The 14,284-nt window shown below is 55.4% G+C and carries 13 protein-coding genes; 4 read left to right on the plus strand and 9 right to left on the minus strand.

Going from position 1 to position 14,284, the window contains the following annotated elements; translation table 11 throughout:
* Positions 1-8: 8 nt before the first annotated feature.
* The gene (tssD, locus tag V1599_RS12520; RefSeq protein WP_395300151.1) at positions 9-500 is read right to left on the minus strand and encodes a type VI secretion system tube protein TssD; all 492 of its coding nucleotides are present in this window, start codon (positions 498-500) and stop codon (positions 9-11) included.
* Positions 501-802: 302 nt separating this feature from the next.
* Positions 803-1,519 (minus strand): two-component system response regulator RstA, encoded by a 717-nt coding sequence (gene rstA / locus V1599_RS12525; RefSeq protein WP_112009561.1) that lies wholly within the window; start codon positions 1,517-1,519, stop codon positions 803-805.
* A 128-nt stretch (positions 1,520-1,647) separates the two neighbouring features.
* Here rstA and V1599_RS12530 point away from each other — a divergent pair, with 128 nt between their 5' ends.
* Entirely contained in the window at positions 1,648-1,983 is a 336-nt protein-coding gene (locus V1599_RS12530; RefSeq protein ID WP_297117446.1) for a GlpM family protein, read from the plus strand.
* Here the strand turns inward: V1599_RS12530 and folM are convergent.
* The 3 genes from folM to ydgH form a co-directional block, all read right to left on the minus strand.
* Positions 1,980-2,702, minus strand: coding sequence for a dihydromonapterin reductase (folM, locus tag V1599_RS12535; RefSeq protein ID WP_395300152.1), 723 nt, complete (start codon positions 2,700-2,702; stop codon positions 1,980-1,982). The genes V1599_RS12530 and folM overlap by 4 nt on opposite strands.
* A gap of 38 nt (positions 2,703-2,740) precedes the next feature.
* Positions 2,741-4,123, minus strand: coding sequence for an amino acid permease (locus V1599_RS12540; protein ID WP_297117441.1), 1,383 nt, complete (start codon positions 4,121-4,123; stop codon positions 2,741-2,743).
* Between the two features lie 189 nt (positions 4,124-4,312).
* On the minus strand, positions 4,313-5,257 hold the full coding sequence (gene ydgH, locus V1599_RS12545; protein ID WP_112009566.1) for a DUF1471 family protein YdgH: 945 nt from the start codon (positions 5,255-5,257) through the stop codon (positions 4,313-4,315).
* Between the two features lie 536 nt (positions 5,258-5,793).
* On the opposite strand from ydgH, the gene pntA reads away from it, so the two are divergent.
* Together pntA and pntB are read left to right on the plus strand one after the other, a co-directional pair.
* A complete protein-coding gene (gene pntA / locus V1599_RS12550) occupies positions 5,794-7,323 on the plus strand; it encodes a Re/Si-specific NAD(P)(+) transhydrogenase subunit alpha (RefSeq protein ID WP_395300153.1) in 1,530 nt (509 codons plus the stop codon).
* A gap of 10 nt (positions 7,324-7,333) precedes the next feature.
* The gene (gene pntB / locus V1599_RS12555; protein ID WP_395300154.1) at positions 7,334-8,722 is read left to right on the plus strand and encodes a Re/Si-specific NAD(P)(+) transhydrogenase subunit beta; all 1,389 of its coding nucleotides are present in this window, start codon (positions 7,334-7,336) and stop codon (positions 8,720-8,722) included.
* Positions 8,723-8,844: 122 nt separating this feature from the next.
* Here the strand turns inward: pntB and uspE are convergent, their stop codons facing one another.
* The 3 genes from uspE to ogt all read right to left on the minus strand — a co-directional run bounded on the left by uspE (position 8,845) and on the right by ogt (position 11,385).
* Complete coding sequence (gene uspE / locus V1599_RS12560) at positions 8,845-9,795, minus strand: universal stress protein UspE (protein WP_112009569.1); 951 nt, start codon at positions 9,793-9,795, stop codon at positions 8,845-8,847.
* Between the two features lie 138 nt (positions 9,796-9,933).
* Positions 9,934-10,686, minus strand: coding sequence for a fumarate/nitrate reduction transcriptional regulator Fnr (gene fnr / locus V1599_RS12565; protein ID WP_112009570.1), 753 nt, complete (start codon positions 10,684-10,686; stop codon positions 9,934-9,936).
* Positions 10,687-10,869: 183 nt separating this feature from the next.
* Positions 10,870-11,385 carry a methylated-DNA--[protein]-cysteine S-methyltransferase gene (ogt, locus tag V1599_RS12570; RefSeq protein WP_112009571.1) on the minus strand — a complete coding sequence of 172 codons (516 nt, stop codon included), beginning with the start codon at positions 11,383-11,385 and terminating at the stop codon, positions 10,870-10,872.
* Between the two features lie 528 nt (positions 11,386-11,913).
* On the opposite strand from ogt, the gene smrA reads away from it, so the two are divergent.
* Positions 11,914-12,477 (plus strand): DNA endonuclease SmrA, encoded by a 564-nt coding sequence (gene smrA, locus V1599_RS12575; RefSeq protein ID WP_112009572.1) that lies wholly within the window; start codon positions 11,914-11,916, stop codon positions 12,475-12,477.
* A 43-nt stretch (positions 12,478-12,520) separates the two neighbouring features.
* On the opposite strand, the gene V1599_RS12580 is transcribed toward smrA, so the two are convergent.
* A complete protein-coding gene (locus tag V1599_RS12580; protein ID WP_112009573.1) occupies positions 12,521-14,185 on the minus strand; it encodes a methyl-accepting chemotaxis protein in 1,665 nt (554 codons plus the stop codon).
* Positions 14,186-14,284: the final 99 nt, after the last annotated feature.

A 14,284-nucleotide genomic window follows, 5' to 3' on the forward strand; every position in this document is an offset into this window, starting at 1 on the left:
TTTATTCCTTATGCAGTTACGCGGACGTTCCATCCGTCCCGGTGTATTATATTTCCATCGGCATAGCGCCAGGTGATTTTTTCGTAAAGCATCTCAATAAGCTCTATGTGTCCATGCTTCTCATTGCTGGCGTCTTTAATATCCAGCATCAAAGGACATACGCTAATGATTTTTACCCCTTCCATATATGTTGAGAAGTATTCGACTTCCTGCCCGGCATCGTTGATCTTATAAAATCTCACTTCTGCAGATTCGAGACGCTGACCAGTCGCAACGGCTTTATACAGATAAGGGCTCGATGCATCGATCTCTTTATCAAAAGAGAAGGGCGAATGCGCTCGCAGGCCTGTTGCCTCGCCGCTATGCATGTCTGTGGGCTGCATAACACCATGATTTATGCCGATTATTTCAATGGCGCCTTCTCTTCCTTTCACCGCCACCGAACCCTGGATGGGCATACCGCCCTCATCCTTCAGCCATAAGTAGGCTGGAATTGCCATATTAACTCCTTTTAATATTTCCTCATAATATGCGCGAATATTAATAAGTGATCGGTAAGAGAAGATATTAGGCAGGAAGTGCTATATGTAATATATCCCATGGCATGCGAGAAAGATGTTTTATTTTGATGTTGTAATATACATTCCTTAATGTCTCGATTAATAAAGGGGCGCGTTATGATAAGATGTATTAGGAAACCTTGTTGAAAAATTCTAAATTTTTTTTGGGAATATTTAACGCCTGCAGTACCTCTCGGTATTTTCAGGCGTATTTAAGCATTATTATGCAGATTGCAACGCAATCAGGTTTCCCAGGCGTGCGGCGCAAACAGGTAGCCTTTGTTACGCACGGTCTTAATGCGATACGGTTCCGTTGCATTATCCAGCAGCTTCTTGCGCAGGCGCGAAATGGCAACGTCCACGCTGCGGTCCATTCCATCGTAGCTTACGCCGCGCAGGTTTTTCAGCAGGGCGTCACGATCCATGATTTGCCCGGCGTGCGTGGCCAGCTCCCACAGCAGGTCGAAATCTGCCGTTGAGAGCGCGACGGGCTCGCCGGAAAGCATCACCTGGCGGTTAACCGGATCGATAGAAAGGGTGCCGAAACGCATCGCTTTATGCGGCGTCAAAGAAGAAGGCGCAGGCTCGTGTTCATTGCTGGCGCGCTGGCGCAGGTGCAAGCGCAGGCGTGCCAGCAGCACGGCGGGAGGCGTGGTTTTGAGGATATAATCATTTGCCCCCATCTCCAGCGAAAGAATGTGGTTCATATCGCTGTCCAGCGAGGTTAACAGCACGATCGGGCCGTGCCACTGTGCCCGCAGATCCCGGCAGAGCGTCATCCCGTCTTTACCGGGCAGCATGATATCCAGCAGCACCAGATCCGGGTTTTCGCGCATGACCACCTCTTCTGCGCGATCGCCGCGAGGCTCAACAATAACGTCCATATCGTGTTTGCCGAGATAGGCAGCAATCAGTTGCCCAACCTCTGGCTCATCTTCCACATAAACAATCTTATTCATACAGCGTCTGTTATGGCGAAAAATGCCAACATACACCGCAGAACCTTAACCTTCCATTAATCTTTCAAAATTAACGCCGGTTCCGCTATGCTGCGTTTTATTGTTACTCGAATGTTATAGGGAAAGCGATGGGACTGCTGCTCAAAGCCGCGCTGGGAGCGCTGGTGGTGTTGCTGATTGGCGTGCTGGCGAAAACGAAGAATTACTATATTGCCGGACTTATCCCGCTGTTTCCGACCTTTGCGCTGATTGCGCATTACATCGTGGCGTCCGAGCGCGGCATCGAGGCCCTGCGCGCCACTATCGTGTTCGGCATGTGGTCGATTATTCCCTACTTTTTGTATCTTCTGTCGCTGTGGTATTTCACCGGCGTGATGCGGCTGCCGCTTGCCCTGGGCGGCGCCGTGGTCTGCTGGAGCCTCAGCGCCTGGGTCTTAATCTTCTTCTGGAGCCGATTCCACTAGCGCAGCGGGCGCCCGCCATCCACGGCAAAGGTTCTGCCAGTGACATAACAGCTGGTGAGCAGGTAGTCGATCAGGTCGATCACCTCTTTTTCGCCGGGCGCGATCTTCATCAGCGATTTATTGAGCGCCTGCTGACGGTACTCCGCGTCATCGCCTTCGTTAAACAGAATCATCGCCGGGGCAATGGCGTTCACCTTAACCTCCGGAGCCAACTTGCGGGCAAACGAGCGGGTCATATTATCCAGCGCGGCTTTGCTGGCCGCGTAGGCAATATGCTTGTCGCTCCCGCGCTCCACGACATAATCCGTAAAATGAATAATATCCCCGGCCGCGTGCCCGTGGCCGCGCAGCAGATCCTGCAGAGCATGGTTGAGCAAATAAGGGGCGTTGACGTGGATTTGCAGCATGCAGGAGAGCGTTTCGCCGAGCGGCGTGCCGGGCGTTTCTGCCTGCCATGCGCTGGCATTGTGAACGATCGCCCGCAGCCCGCCGGTTTCAGCTTTTACCTGCTCGGCAAAGCGTAGAATGCCTTCGTCCGTGGAAAAATCGGCCTGAATACAGACGGCGCCCGCTTTGCGTAGCCCCTCAATGGAAGGGTATTCGTTACGATAGCTAACGATAACCGGATGGCGGAGGTTGAGGAAGTGATGGGCGAGGGCGAGGCCGATGCGTCGGCCTCCTCCGGTAATCAAAATTGGGCGTTGCTGTGCGTTTCCCATCATTTTCTCCTTTCAGTTCAACAATGGGAAAGGTTTAATTATCCCATTAACATCCACGTTGCCGGCACGGCCGCGACCAGTAGCAATCCAATCAACGCCATTTCGCGGCGCTTCAGCGCGTTTTCCAGCTGGTGGGTACGACGCGCGTAGATAAACACCAGCAGGCCGGGCGCGTACAACACCACAGACAGCAGCAGGTGCATCGGACCGGAAGCATATAACAACCATAGCCCGTAAATGCAGGCACCGACACCGACAACATAGTGTGCCGGTCGGGTAGCGATTTTTAACAGATATGCACCGACGAGGAAATAGGGTACCAGAATCATTTCGGACGCGATGGTCAGCAGGGTGTTGTAGTCCGAACCTGTGAGCCAGATCAGCACCAGGCAGACCTGCACGCTAATGTTGGTCAGCCACAGCGACGCCGAAGGCGCATTGTTTTTATTCTGGCGCGCGAACAGGCGCGGAAACGCCCGGTGCGTGGCGGCCAGGAACGGTACTTCTGCCGCCATGATCGTCCAGCTCAGGTAAGCGCCGCATACGGAGACGATCAGCCCAGCGGCAATGACCACGTCACCCCATGGACCAAGCATTTTCACCATCAGCCCGGCCATTGACGGGTTACGCATCTCCGCAAGCTCAGGACGTGCGACCACGCCGAGCGAGAGCAGCGTGACCAGCAGATAAACGCCCAGCGCCGCTAAAACGGCCAGCAGCGTGGCGCGTCCTACGTCGCGCTTGTTGCGCGCGCGGGCGGAAACCACCACCGCGCCTTCCACGCCGATAAACACCCACAGCGTGATCAGCATGGTGTTTTTCACCTGTTCCCAGACGGGAACGCCTAGCGCGAGGCCTGTGAAGTCAAGGTTGAAGACGTCCAGACGAAAGGCGATAAACGCCAGCACGATGAACAGGCCCAGCGGCACCAGCTTGGCGAGCGTCGCCACGAGGTTGATGCTGGCTGCGGTCTGAACGCCGCGCAGAATAAGCAGATGGACAATCCACAGCAGCACCGATGCGCCCACTATGGACTGCCAGGTGTTACCGTCGCCGAAAATACGCAGCTCGGGCGTGTCGGTAAAGAAACTGAGCGCCGAGAAGACGATCACCAGATACGATACGTTGGCGATCACCGCACACAGCCAGTAGCCCCAGGCGGAGCAGAAGCCAATCAGCTCGCCGAAGCCCGCGCGCGCGTAGGTGAAAATGCCGCCGTCCAGATCGGGGCGAATACGCGTTAACAGCAGCATCGCAAAGGCCAGCAGCAGGATCCCCACGCCGGTAATGCCCCAGCCAATCAGCAGCGCGGCAGGGCTGGCGACCGCCGCCATGTTCTGCGGCAAACTGAATACGCCCGCGCCCAGCATTGAGCTTAAAACGAGTGCAGTCAAAGCACTCAGGCCAAGTTTCTTTTCCATTGGCTTCCTGTTATGAAAGGTCGAAATCCAGAATAATTATTTCGCACAGGCGCATAAAAATGGTGGATCACACTAAGGCGCGGAATTTTACGGAGAGTCGTGAAGGCATGCAATGATGTGCAACAGAAATTCACATAAAAGTGACAAAAAAAGGGGCAGCATAGCGCTACCCCTGAAGTAAACGACTCGTTATTTGTACAGGTCGGCGCTAATGGTCATGTTGTTACCGCGTTCCTGCCACTGGCGGGTAATGTGGTAATACTTCGCGCCTTTCTTCGCCGCACGCTTGGCAACCTGATAAGACACTTCCGTTCCGTTGCCGTAGTTGCCGGTAAACTTGATGCTGTCGAACGGGACCATCTGCGCAGCAGTGGCGTTGTTCAGCTCTTCAACTTTGGTGCCGTCCGGTAGCGTGACGGTGTAACGGCCACCTTTGGTGGTTTGCGTTTCAAAGAAGCGGCCCACTTCAGCGCTCGGTGACGCCGTGGTGGCGACGCCTGGAATTTCAACTTTCTTCGCTTCTTCACCGCCTTTCGCTAACGCCGCGCGGCCCGCGTCGGAATCAGCAGGGATAGCGTCCGGGCTTTGCAGCACGCGTTTTTTCGCATCTTTTTTATAGATAAATGCGGTAATACGCTGGTTGCCGCCCTGGTTAGCATCAACCTGACGCACGATGTAGAAGGAGTAAGCGCCTTTCGCCTTCGCGGCCTTGGTGATGACGTCATTGACTTCCGGCTGGCTGCGGTAGAAACCCTGAACGGTCACGGTGTCGTACGGCTCCAGGGCAATAGCCTGATCTTTAGGCAGTTCAACGATACCGTTAATCACGCGGTTTTTTGGCTCATCGGCCGACGGCGCATTTTCTTTATACAGCGCAATCGTCACGCGCTGGTTGCCGCTGTTGCCCTGATCGGATTGATCGAGCACGTAGAATGAGGCAGCGCCGTTTTTATCGGCGGCTTTGGATGCCGCGTTAACCGCGTCACCAATGGAGTTGTAACGACCCACAATGACCGTCTGGTCAAAAGGTTTTAACGCTGCCGCTTGCTCCGGCGTTAACTCTGTCGCGGCATTCGCAGACAGGGCGGTCGCAGAAAGAAGAGCGGACGCCAGGAGTGTGTTCTTAAGCTTCATAAAAATAGTCCTTCGCCTTGCGCAAACCATGTACTGGTATTGTTGTTAATTTGAAAACGGCCTCGATTATGGCATTTAAATCCTATTGCTGTCTGCGCCATTTTTCACACCCCGTGCCCATGGCGTGATGCGATTCGATAACATTTGCTCATATGTTGAAAAAACAGACGTTTGACAAGTAAAACTGATAAAGCATATGACTTTTACAAGTTAATTTAATGTTAATGAGTTGTTCTGTTATGGGGCTATATCATGTTTTTACCGCTTCGCTTGCGCGATTTATCGGTTCTGGCAATGATTTAAAGGTAAATATCGCTGTCAGCGACGCCGATCGCCTATTTTTCACAGATAAAGTAAGAAATAGTGTTTTCAGGCGGTAGATCGCAGGCGGTATTTTCAGTAGGTTATAGAAAGTTTGTTACTGTTTTATTTTCCGGGGTTTATCATTCTTCGCGGCTGTCAATAGCGCGAAAAATGACACGGACCGCGGGCATTTATCGACAAACCATCATCAATAACCGATGGAAGGGAAAACTATGCGTATTGGGGTACCAAAAGAACGGTTTGCCAATGAGACCCGCGTAGCGGCCACGCCGAAAACGGTGGAGCAACTGCGTAAACTGGGTTTTACCGTCGCGATTGAAAGCGGCGCGGGCAAGCTGGCGAGCTTCGACGATGAAGCCTTTATTCAGGCTGGCGCGGAAATAGTGGACGGTGCTGAGGTGTGGCAATCACCGGTCATATTAAAGGTGAACGCGCCGGAAGAGAGTGAGATTGCCCTGCTGAACGCAGGCACCACGCTGGTAAGCTTCATCTGGCCTGCCCAGAATCCTGAGCTGATGGAAAAACTGGCGGCGCGCGGCGTGACCGTGATGGCGATGGACTCCGTGCCGCGTATTTCGCGCGCGCAGTCGCTGGATGCCTTAAGCTCGATGGCTAACATCGCCGGCTACCGCGCGATCGTTGAGGCGGCACACGAGTTTGGCCGCTTCTTTACCGGTCAGATCACTGCCGCGGGCAAAGTTCCCCCGGCGAAAGTGATGGTGATTGGCGCCGGCGTGGCCGGCCTTGCCGCCATCGGCGCGGCGAACAGCCTGGGGGCGATCGTTCGCGCCTTTGATACCCGCCCTGAAGTGAAGGAGCAGGTACAAAGTATGGGCGCCGAGTTCCTTGAGCTGGACTTCAAGGAAGAGGCGGGCAGCGGCGACGGCTACGCGAAGGTGATGTCTGAGGCATTCATCAAAGCGGAAATGGCGCTTTTCGCCGCGCAGGCGAAAGAGGTCGATATTATCGTTACCACGGCGCTTATTCCGGGCAAACCGGCACCGACGCTGATCACCCGCGAAATGGTGGATTCCATGCAGCCGGGCAGCGTCATTGTCGATTTGGCCGCGCAGAACGGCGGCAACTGTGAGTACACCGTGCCGAACCAGGTGACCACCACCGCCAACGGCGTGAAGGTCATCGGCTATACCGATCTGCCGGGCCGTCTGCCTACGCAATCCTCCCAGCTGTACGGCACCAACCTCGTCAACCTGCTTAAGCTGCTGTGCAAAGAAAAAGACGGCAACATTACCGTTGATTTTGACGACGTGGTCGTGCGCGGCGTAACGGTCGTGCGCGAGGGCGAAATCACCTGGCCTGCGCCGCCGATTCAGGTTTCCGCGCAGCCTCAGGCGGCACCGAAAGCCGCGCCAGAACCCAAAGAACCGGCCAAACCGGCTTCTCCATGGCGCAAATACGCCATCATGGCGTTGGTCATCGTCCTGTTTGGCTGGCTGGCAGACGTGGCGCCGAAAGAGTTCCTTGGCCACTTCACCGTCTTCGCGCTCTCCTGCGTGGTGGGTTACTACGTGGTGTGGAACGTTTCCCATGCGCTGCATACGCCGCTGATGTCGGTCACCAACGCCATCTCCGGCATTATCGTGGTGGGGGCGCTGCTGCAAATTGGTCACGGCGGCTGGATCAGCTTCCTGAGCTTCATCGCGGTGCTGATCGCCAGTATCAATATCTTCGGTGGTTTCACCGTGACTCAGCGCATGCTGAAAATGTTTCGTAAAGGCTAAGGGGTAGCATATGTCTGGAGGATTAGTGACGGCCGCATACATTGTGGCTGCAATCCTGTTTATTTTCAGCCTGGCGGGGCTTTCCAAACACGAAACGTCTCAGCAGGGAAATAACTTTGGTATCGCCGGGATGGCGATTGCGCTGATTGCCACCATCTTCGGGCCGGACACCGGCAACGTGGCGTGGATCCTGGTGGCGATGATCATCGGCGGTGCGATTGGTATTCGCCTGGCAAAACGCGTTGAGATGACCGAGATGCCGGAGCTGGTGGCGATCCTGCACAGCTTCGTGGGCCTGGCTGCAGTGCTGGTGGGCTTTAACAGCTACCTGTACCACGAACCGGGCTTGGAGCCGATCCTGGTGAACATCCACCTGACGGAAGTGTTCCTCGGCATCTTCATCGGTGCGGTGACCTTCACCGGGTCGATTGTGGCCTTCGGCAAGCTGCGCGGTAAGATTTCGTCTAAACCGCTGATGCTGCCTAACCGCCACAAGCTGAACCTGGCGGCGCTGGTGGTCTCTTTCCTGCTGATGGTGATCTTCGTGCGTACCGAAAGCGTGGGCCTGCAGGTTCTTGCCCTGCTGGTGATGACCATCATCGCGCTGGCGTTTGGCTGGCATCTGGTCGCCTCGATCGGCGGGGCGGATATGCCGGTTGTGGTATCCATGCTGAACTCCTACTCCGGCTGGGCGGCCGCGGCGGCAGGCTTTATGCTGAGCAACGACCTGCTGATCGTGACCGGTGCGCTGGTGGGTTCCTCCGGTGCGATTCTGTCCTACATCATGTGTAAGGCGATGAACCGTTCGTTTATCAGCGTCATTGCGGGCGGTTTTGGTACCGACGGCTCATCTACCGGTTCCGATGAGGAAGCGGGCGAGCACCGCGAAATCAGCGCGGAAGAGACGGCGGAAATGCTGAAAAACTCGCACACGGTCATCATCACCCCAGGCTACGGCATGGCGGTGGCGCAGGCGCAATATCCGGTGGCGGAAATCACCGAGAAGCTGCGCGCTCGCGGCATCAAGGTGCGCTTCGGTATTCACCCGGTTGCGGGGCGTCTGCCGGGCCACATGAACGTGCTGCTGGCGGAAGCGAAAGTGCCTTACGACATCGTGCTGGAGATGGACGAAATCAACGATGATTTCTCCGATACCGACACCGTGCTGGTTATCGGTGCTAACGACACCGTGAACCCGGCGGCGCAGGACGATCCGCGCAGCCCAATCGCCGGAATGCCGGTGCTGGAAGTGTGGAAGGCGCAGAACGTGATTGTCTTCAAACGTTCGATGAATACCGGCTACGCAGGCGTTCAGAACCCACTGTTCTTCAAGGAGAACACCCACATGCTGTTTGGCGACGCCAAGGCCAGCGTGGATGCGATTTTGAAATCACTCTGACAGGGTAAAGCCCGGTGGCGCAAGCTTACCGGGCCTGGCAATCCGTAGGCCGGGTAAGGCGAAGGTGCCACCCGGCAAAAAAAAACCGCCGGTATCCCGACGGTTTTTTTTCATCTTACGGATTAATCGTCTTCGTCGTCGTCCAGCTCAACCGGCGTCTGGTACTGATCCGGCTTGATGACCAGCAGGTCACAGCGCAGGTGGTCGATCACCTGTTCTGCGGTATTGCCCAGGAACGCGGCTGAAATGCCGGTACGCCCCACGGTGCCGAGCACCACAATCCCCGCCTGCAGATGCTCTGCCAGATCCGGGATCACTTCTTCAGGCAAGCCTTTTTCCACGTGCGTCATTTTTTCATCGATGCTGAACTTCTGGCGCAGCGCTTTCATCGCCAGCAGGTGCTGGCCGCGAATGGCGTCGTTATAAACGCTGGGGTCAAACTCCGGAAGTTCGATAGCGATGTTGATAGGCGTTACCGGATACGCGCCGACAAGATGCACTTCGGTGTGGTTAACCTGATCGGCAAGCTGAATGGTCTCCTTCACCAGCTTCTCGTTCAGCGAATTGTGATAATCCTCTTCGCTTGCCAGGTTGACGGCAACGACCGCTTTTCCGCCTTCCGGCCACGGCTGGTCTTTAACCATCCACACCGGGCACGGGCATTTGCGCAGCAGGTGCCAGTCGGTTGGGGTGAAGATAACGGACTCCAGCTTGTCGTGCTGGTGCGCCATTTTCAGCAGCAGGTCGTGTTCGCCGGAGATGACTTCCTGAATGATGGCTTCGAAAGGTCTGTTGTGCCAGACAACTTTGATCTCAATAGGGACGCCCGCTTCCAGGTAATATTTCGCCTGCTCGCGGATCCACGCGGTACGTTGACCGATCACGCCCTGACGCATTGCGGTGCGCTCGTCAGGCGACAGAAGGGTGGTCATTTCGTATGAGAAGTCATAGATCGGCAAAAACGCTTTGATTTTGCCACCAATCCGTTGATGTAAATACACAGCACGCCGTAATGCGGGTTGATCGTCCTGGTTAGGATCGATGGCCACCAGCATGTTTTGATACTTTGCCATACAGGTCTCCTTACAACTGTCACCACAGTCTGTAATTCAAAGAGTAACCTATATATGTTGAATGAAACAGGGGGGAGAAGTTTGCCAGATCAATAATTACGAAAATTTATCGATCTGGCATCGGCGGTGCGGGGAGCGTTAGGCCACGTTGCGAGCGTGACCGGCGAGGATCGCCAGCGCTTCACCGTTTTCAATGGTGATGTACTTACCTTTTACGGCCAGCATACCGCTTTTCTGGAAACGTCCCAGCAGGCGGCTGATGGTTTCAACCGTCAGGCCCAGATAGTTACCGATATCGCCACGCGTCATGGTCAGGCGGAATTCGCGCGGGGAGAAACCACGCTCCGCGAAACGGCGGGAGAGGTTATAGATAAAGGCAGCCAGACGCTCTTCCGCGTTCTTTTTGGACAGCAGCAGGATCATGTCCTGATCGCCTTTGATCTCGCCGCTCATCAAACGCATCATCTGCTGACGCAGGTTAGGCATTTTACCGGACAGGTCGTCCAGCGTTTCGAACGGGATTTCGCAGACCATTGAGGTTTCCAGCGCCTGAGCGAAGCTCGGGTGGTGCCCCGTACCGATAGCGTCAAAGCCGACCAGATCGCCCGCGAGGTGGAAGCCGGTGATCTGCTCATCGCCCTGTTCGGTGATGGTGTAGCTTTTAATGGTGCCAGAACGGATAGCATAGAGCGATTTAAGTTCGTCTCCCGCCTTAAACAGCGTCTGCCCTTTCTGAATAGGCTTCTTGCGCTCGATAATATTATCAAGCTGATCGAGCTCATGCTCATTCAGGGTAAACGGGATACAGAGCTGGCTGATGCTGCAATCCTGGCAATGGATAGCACAACCGCCAGACTGAATGCGTCGTATAATTCGCTTTTCCGGGATCATAGGTTTGCTCAAGCCTTAATTGATATTGGTCAATTTTAACATCTTTTTGGTAAGTACGTAAGCCTGGCAAACCGCCAATAAAGACAAGAGAGGGCAACATGTTGCCATCCCTTTGATATTCCACAGATTGAATAAGGATTTTTAGCCTAACCGGAAGAAAATTAAGCACTAAAAGCCTGGCATTTAGAGCAAAAGATACCCTTCATGGCGCAGCAACCACTCCTTGCGCTGCACGCCGCCGGCATAGCCCGTCATGGTGCCGTTGCGGCCAATCACGCGGTGGCAGGGAACGACAATGCTGACGGGGTTAGAGCCATTCGCCGCGCCCACCGCGCGCGCGGCGCCTGCGCGCCCAAGCTGCTCCGCGAGCTGGCCGTAGTGCATGACGTGTCCACAGGGGATCGCGCGCAGCGCCTGCCAGACTTCGCGCTGGAAAGGCGTTCCTCCCGTCGCGGTGGGCAATTCATTGATGATGCCAAGATCGCCTTCAAAGTAAGCCGTAAGCTTATCGCTCAGCCCGCCGGGGTTAGTCGCGCCAATGCGTTCGTAACCCTGAGCGCGATAATGAATGTTGAGTAACTCCACCATGCGGTCGCTATGCTCTTCCCATTCGACGGCGCGCAGATTGAACTGCTCGTCCGCGAGCACCCACAGCGGCCCAAGCGGGGTGTCGATTTTATCTTCGAGTAATCTCAGCATCCTCTTATCCTATGTGTTCGAGCCTGGCGCGCTTCGCGATCCTGTCGGCAGATCGACACAATATCACGCCAGCGGCGTTTTCAGCCATACTCTGAAATGGTAAGACGCATTCTCTTTAAATAAGTGGATGTTAATTCTGGGGTAATGTTGAGAGGGGAAATAAGTCAGAACCAGACAATAAAAAAATAGAGCCTGTCGACATCAAACAGACCCTATAGAACACACAGCAGTATATCCTTTCGCATATCCCGCGAGTTTTGTCCATCAGGCAGGTATAATGAGTTATAACAGTTAATCGCCAAAAAGAAAGTAAATTGAGTGATTGATTTCACGTATTTTTAACTTAAATTTTATATTTTATCGATGCTGAAATTTTAATTAAGGAACGTTTAATCTTTTCGTTTGCTTATTTGATATATTCTCTCGGTAATTATTTATTAATATTACTTATATTACGATCTTCCCGGTCATTGAGACATGCATCGGGCGCGGGTATAGTACAGGCTCAGATGTAGCCGGAGGATTTCCATGAACCCTGACGACAAATCCCTTTTTCTTGACGCCATGGAAGATGTCCAGCCCCTGAAGCGCTGCGCGGATGTCCACTGGCAGCCGGGCCGCAACGCGCGTCCTCGCCAGGAGATCGACACCGAGCAGTTGGATAACTTCCTGACCCTGGGTTTTCTGGAACTGCTGCCGCTTGACGAGCCGCTGGCGTTTCAGCGAGAGGGGGTACAGCAGGGGGTTATTGATAAGCTCCGCGCAGGTAAATACTCCCGCCAGGCCAGCCTGAACCTGTTACGCCAGCCCGTTGAGCAGTGCCGGCAGATGCTGTTTTCCTTTATCCGCCAGGCAGTCCGCGACGGGCTACGCAATCTGGTGATTGTTCACGGTAAAGGGCGTGAGCAATATTCCCATCCTAACGTGGTGCGCAGCTATCTGGCGCGCTGGCTTGCGGAGTTTGACGACGTGCAGGCGTTTTGCGTGGCGCTGCCGCATCACGGCGGCAGCGGGGCGTGCTACGTATCGCTGCGTAAATCAGATGAGGCTAAGCAGGAGAACTGGGAGCGGCACGCCAAGCGCAGCCGCTAGCCTCCTGATAAACGCGGGCGATTTTACTCGCCCGCGCTTTCATTCAGAACGTTTCCCAGTGGCTATCGCCCGTGCCCGCGCTGGCGGTTGCCGGTCGCAGGAGCTGCGGCGTTTTAATGGCTGCGGCGCGTGGAACCGCGGCGTTTTCCTGCACGTTCAGGCGAAACGCCGCCACGGCCTGGCGCAGCTGCTCGGACTGATCTTCCAGCGCGGCCGCGGCCGTAGCGGATTCCTGCACCAGCGCGGCGTTCTGCTGGGTGACGCTGTCCATCTGCGATACCGCCAGGCTCACCTGCTCAATTCCGCGGCTCTGCTCGTCGGACGCGGATGAAATTTCCCCCATAATATCGGTCACGCGGGTGACGGCAGCGACGATCTCTTTCATCGTATCGCCCGCCTCGCTGACCTGCTCAGAGCCGGTATTGACCCGGTTCACGGAGTTCTCAATCAGCCCTTTGATCTCTTTTGCCGCCTGCGCGCTGCGGCTTGCCAGCGTGCGTACTTCGCCCGCCACCACGGCGAATCCGCGGCCCTGTTCTCCGGCGCGGGCGGCCTCCACGGCGGCGTTAAGCGCCAGGATATTGGTCTGGAAGGCGATGCTGTCGATCACGCCGGTGATGTGGGCGATTTGCTGCGAACTGTCGGCGATTTCGGTCATCGTGCGCACGACGTTATCCACCACGCGGCCGCCGCGCGCGGCGGTATCGGAGGCGTTCTTGGCCAGCAGCGTGGCCTGGCGCGCGTTATCGGAGTTCTGTTTGACCGTGGCGGTCAGCTCTTCCATGCTGGCTGCGGTCTCCTCGAGCGACGCGGCCTGCTGTTCGGTACGGGCGGAGAGATCGTTGCTGCCCGCCGCAATTTCACCTGCACCGGTATAGATTGCGTCGGTGCTGCCGCGCACCGCGCTCACCGTGCTCACCAGCGACTGCTGCATCTCGTCCAGCCCGGCGGCCAGCTGGCCCATTTCGTTATGGCCGGAGAGGGGAATGGTGCGGGTCAAATCACCGCCCGCGATGGTGCGAATATGGTCCATAATGGTTTTAAGCGGCCTTAACAGCAGATGCTGCAGGCCCTGCCAGATCACGACCAGCACGGCGATAACGGCAAGGAAAATGCCCGCAAGCGTCCACTGCATCTGGGTAAAGCTGCTCTGGTTTTCTTCGGCGGCAGCCTTAAGCAGGGTATTGTTTTCCGCGCGCCAGCGGGTGTAGACCGTCTCCATATTATCCTGCGCCTGCTGGGCGTCGAGGTCACCGTAGGCCTGGTAGTTATCCGCACGCAGGTACTCAATCGACAGGCGCATCACCTCATGCATCTGGCTCCAGGATTTCTGCATCTCCTGCGTGAGCGCCGCGTTTTGGCCGTTCACCTGCGGCATTTTTTGCCAGGCGCCGTAATAGGCTTCCGCTTTGGTCAGAGAATCGCTGGCCGTGCCCAGCAGTTTATTGATGGCCTCCAGGGACGCCGGATCGCGCTGGTTTTTCAGATAGCGAATCGCCACGCGGGTGACGGTGACGCGGGTTTTCACCAGCGTGTTAACGCTGTCGCTTAGGCTCTCCTGCTGTGCGTTCAGCACCCCGGAGTTCTGGAAGTTATGTCGGTCATTGTTGACGGCGGAATAGAACAACCCGCCCGTGACAACTTGCAGCAGACAGAATATGGTGAGAGCAAAAATAATTCCGGTAATCACGTGCAGATTTTTTAGCATGGGTTACGTCCGTTATATTGGCTGGGGTTACCTAACTACTATCGTCGTAGCGAAATTAAACTTTAATTTAACTATTGCTTAACTAATGGTTCCGTCACG

This window comes from Enterobacter sp. ECC-175 (assembly GCF_043968675.1).
Lineage (GTDB): Bacteria > Pseudomonadota > Gammaproteobacteria > Enterobacterales > Enterobacteriaceae > Enterobacter.

Coding starts and splice junctions, on each gene's coding strand:
- tssD (WP_395300151.1), bottom strand. CDS start 500: ATGGCAATTCCAGCCTACTTATGGCTGAAGGATGAGGGCGGTATGCCC.
- rstA (WP_112009561.1), bottom strand. CDS start 1,519: ATGAATAAGATTGTTTATGTGGAAGATGAGCCAGAGGTTGGGCAACTG.
- V1599_RS12530 (WP_297117446.1), top strand. CDS start 1,648: ATGGGACTGCTGCTCAAAGCCGCGCTGGGAGCGCTGGTGGTGTTGCTG.
- folM (WP_395300152.1), bottom strand. CDS start 2,702: ATGGGAAACGCACAGCAACGCCCAATTTTGATTACCGGAGGAGGCCGA.
- V1599_RS12540 (WP_297117441.1), bottom strand. CDS start 4,123: ATGGAAAAGAAACTTGGCCTGAGTGCTTTGACTGCACTCGTTTTAAGC.
- ydgH (WP_112009566.1), bottom strand. CDS start 5,257: ATGAAGCTTAAGAACACACTCCTGGCGTCCGCTCTTCTTTCTGCGACC.
- pntA (WP_395300153.1), top strand. CDS start 5,794: ATGCGTATTGGGGTACCAAAAGAACGGTTTGCCAATGAGACCCGCGTA.
- pntB (WP_395300154.1), top strand. CDS start 7,334: ATGTCTGGAGGATTAGTGACGGCCGCATACATTGTGGCTGCAATCCTG.
- uspE (WP_112009569.1), bottom strand. CDS start 9,795: ATGGCAAAGTATCAAAACATGCTGGTGGCCATCGATCCTAACCAGGAC.
- fnr (WP_112009570.1), bottom strand. CDS start 10,686: ATGATCCCGGAAAAGCGAATTATACGACGCATTCAGTCTGGCGGTTGT.
- ogt (WP_112009571.1), bottom strand. CDS start 11,385: ATGCTGAGATTACTCGAAGATAAAATCGACACCCCGCTTGGGCCGCTG.
- smrA (WP_112009572.1), top strand. CDS start 11,914: ATGAACCCTGACGACAAATCCCTTTTTCTTGACGCCATGGAAGATGTC.
- V1599_RS12580 (WP_112009573.1), bottom strand. CDS start 14,185: ATGCTAAAAAATCTGCACGTGATTACCGGAATTATTTTTGCTCTCACC.